This window comes from Mesorhizobium sp. M1A.F.Ca.IN.020.04.1.1 (assembly GCF_003997315.1).
GTDB lineage: Bacteria > Pseudomonadota > Alphaproteobacteria > Rhizobiales > Rhizobiaceae > Mesorhizobium.
The window spans coordinates 1-2,415 of record NZ_RZSN01000338.1; the positions used below are offsets into that span (position 1 = coordinate 1).

General features: G+C 64.3%; 4 protein-coding genes. 2 read left to right on the forward strand and 2 right to left on the reverse strand.

Translation table 11 applies throughout. The features are described from left to right. The coding region (locus EOA49_RS31520; protein ID WP_164749372.1) for a GNAT family N-acetyltransferase at window positions 1–331 on the forward strand (331 nt) is incomplete at its 5' end. Here the strand turns inward: EOA49_RS31520 and EOA49_RS31525 are convergent. Both EOA49_RS31525 and EOA49_RS31530 read right to left on the reverse strand, forming a co-directional pair. Then, window positions 326–733 carry a hypothetical protein gene (locus EOA49_RS31525; protein ID WP_095778792.1) on the reverse strand — a complete coding sequence of 136 codons (408 nt, stop codon included), beginning with the start codon at window positions 731–733 and terminating at the stop codon, window positions 326–328. The two genes, EOA49_RS31520 and EOA49_RS31525, sit on opposite strands and share 6 nt — an antisense overlap. Window positions 734–771: 38 nt before the next feature. After that, the gene (locus EOA49_RS31530; protein WP_095826868.1) at window positions 772–981 is read right to left on the reverse strand and encodes a SlyX family protein; all 210 of its coding nucleotides are present in this window, start codon (window positions 979–981) and stop codon (window positions 772–774) included. A 163-nt stretch (window positions 982–1,144) separates the two neighbouring features. Here EOA49_RS31530 and EOA49_RS31535 point away from each other — a divergent pair. Beyond that, window positions 1,145–2,415 (forward strand): ABC transporter ATP-binding protein (locus EOA49_RS31535; RefSeq protein WP_164749373.1); only part of this gene is annotated, 1,271 nt, incomplete at its 3' end.

Sequence of the window (2,415 nt, forward strand, 5' to 3'; positions counted from 1 at the left end):
GATCGCAGGCGACGGGTTCGAGGCGGCTGTCGTCGCCCGCCTCGGCGGCTCGCCGATCGGAAGTTGCCTCTTCGTCCGCAACGAGATCGACCCCGCGCATGATCTGACGCCGTGGCTCGCCGGGCTTGTTGTTGACGAGGCGTATCGAGGGCAGGGCGTTGGCACGGCGCTGGTCAGGGCCATAGAAGGCCACGCCGCGTCGGCCGGCGTCAACCGGCTCTATCTCTACACCTGGCAGGCACGATCTTTCTACGAAGCGCTTGGCTGGACTGCCACGGAAGCTTTCGAGCAGGAGGGCGAGCCGATGCTTTTGATGTCGTGCGCCCTATAGCGTGCCGGCGAGATAGCCCAGCGCGAAGGCGGCCGCCAGGGCGAGCGCGATAGCCAGGCCGAGCCGGCCGCCAAGGGAATGCAGGCCGACGCCATAAGGCTTGCGCTCGATCTTGTTGATCACGATCGGCTGCGGCTTCGCATCGCCCTTGTCCAGCCCGGCAAACCGCATTTGCGGCAATTCGCCAAGCCGGCGCTGCACAAGCTGCCAGCGCTCATCCGAAGCCGTGGCCGACGCTCCCTGCGGCTCCAAAGCACGCATGCGCTCGGCAAGCCGCAGCACCGCGTCGCGAAAGGCGGGATCGATCTCTAGGTCGCGCTCGGCGCGAGCACGCTCCCGTTCGTCCATCAGGCCGAAGACATAGTCGCCGGCCCTTGCGATGCGGTCTCCTTCACCGGCCATGACCGTTCTCCTCGAACTCGCTCGCTGACCCCGCAGGCTCAGTAGTGCGGCGGCTTGGTCACCGGCACGTCGGGAGCGGCCTGCTCCTCCAGGGCCAGGAACCGGTCGGTAAGGGCGGCGAGCTTGCGTTCCATGCGCTCGATCACCGTCCACTGCTCGGCGATCTGGCCGGACAGTTCCTCGATCGTCTTTTCCTGCTCGGCGGCGCGGATTTCCAGCGTCGTCAGCCGATCGTCAGGCATCGTCATCATCCCGGTCTCTGTGAATGTGAAGCTCCCGGCCACCTTCGAAATTGACAAGCGCGGGGGGATTTGTCGAGAGTGAATGGCGTTCCGGCCAATTGGCACGGGCGGGGCATCATGCTAGGCATTTTGACCAAGCGATAAAAAAATAACGAGTGGGACAGGCTGCATGGCGCAAGCCGCAATCGAGCTCATAGGCATCAACAAGAGTTTTGGCGCCGTGCGCGCCAACCGCGACATCAACCTGGAAGTCACGCGCGGCACCATCCATGGCATTGTCGGGGAGAACGGCGCAGGCAAATCGACGCTGATGTCGATCCTCTATGGCTTCTACCAGGCCGACAGCGGCGAAATCCGCGTGGCGGGCACGCCGGTGTCGATCAACACCCCAAACGACGCGATAGCGCTCGGCATCGGCATGGTGCACCAACATTTCATGCTGGTCGACAATTTCACGGTGCTGGAGAACGTCATCCTCGGCGCCGAGACCGACGCGCTGTTGAAGAGCAGCATCGCCAAGGCGCGCTCCGAGCTCGAACGGCTGGAGCGCGAATACGGCCTCGAGGTCGATCCCGACGCCATCATCGAGGAATTGCCGGTCGGCCTGCAGCAGCGCGTCGAGATCCTCAAGGCGCTCTATCGCGGCGCCGAGATCCTGATCCTCGACGAGCCGACAGGGGTTCTGACGCCAGCCGAGGCCGACCATCTGTTCCGCATCCTCAAGCAGCTGAAGGAACAGGGAAAAACGGTGGTGCTGATCACCCACAAGCTGCGCGAGATCATGGCCGTTACCGACACGGTCTCGGTCATGCGCCAGGGGACCATGGTGGCGACCAGGGTGACCAGGGAAACGACGGTCGGCGAGTTGGCCGAACTGATGGTCGGCCGGCGCGTGCTGTTGCGGGTGGAGAAGGGCCAGTCGGAGGCCGGTGCGACAAAACTCTCGGTCAAGAACCTGACGGTCAAGGATTCACGCGGCGTCACCATGGTCGACGACGTCTCCTTCGACGTGCGCGGCGGCGAGATCGTCGGCATCGCCGGCGTGGCCGGCAACGGCCAGTCGGAGCTGCTTGAGGCGATCTCCGGCATCCGGCACGCCGTCTCGGGCGAGGTCATGCTCGACGGCAAGCCAATCGACCTGACCGGCAAGGCCGATCCCGGCGAATTGCGCGACCGCGGTCTCGCCCATGTGCCGGAAGACCGCCACCATGTCGGGCTGGTGCTCGCCTTCGAGGAGCACGAGAACTCGATCCTCGGCTATCACGACGACGAGCGCTATCTCAAGGGACCGTTCCTCAACGTCGATGCCATCATGGCCGACGCGAAGGACAAGATCGAGAAATACGACATCCGGCCCGGCAATCCGCGGCTGAAGACCGCAAACTTCTCCGGCGGCAACCAGCAGAAGATCGTGCTGGCCAGGGAGATGGAGCAGGATCC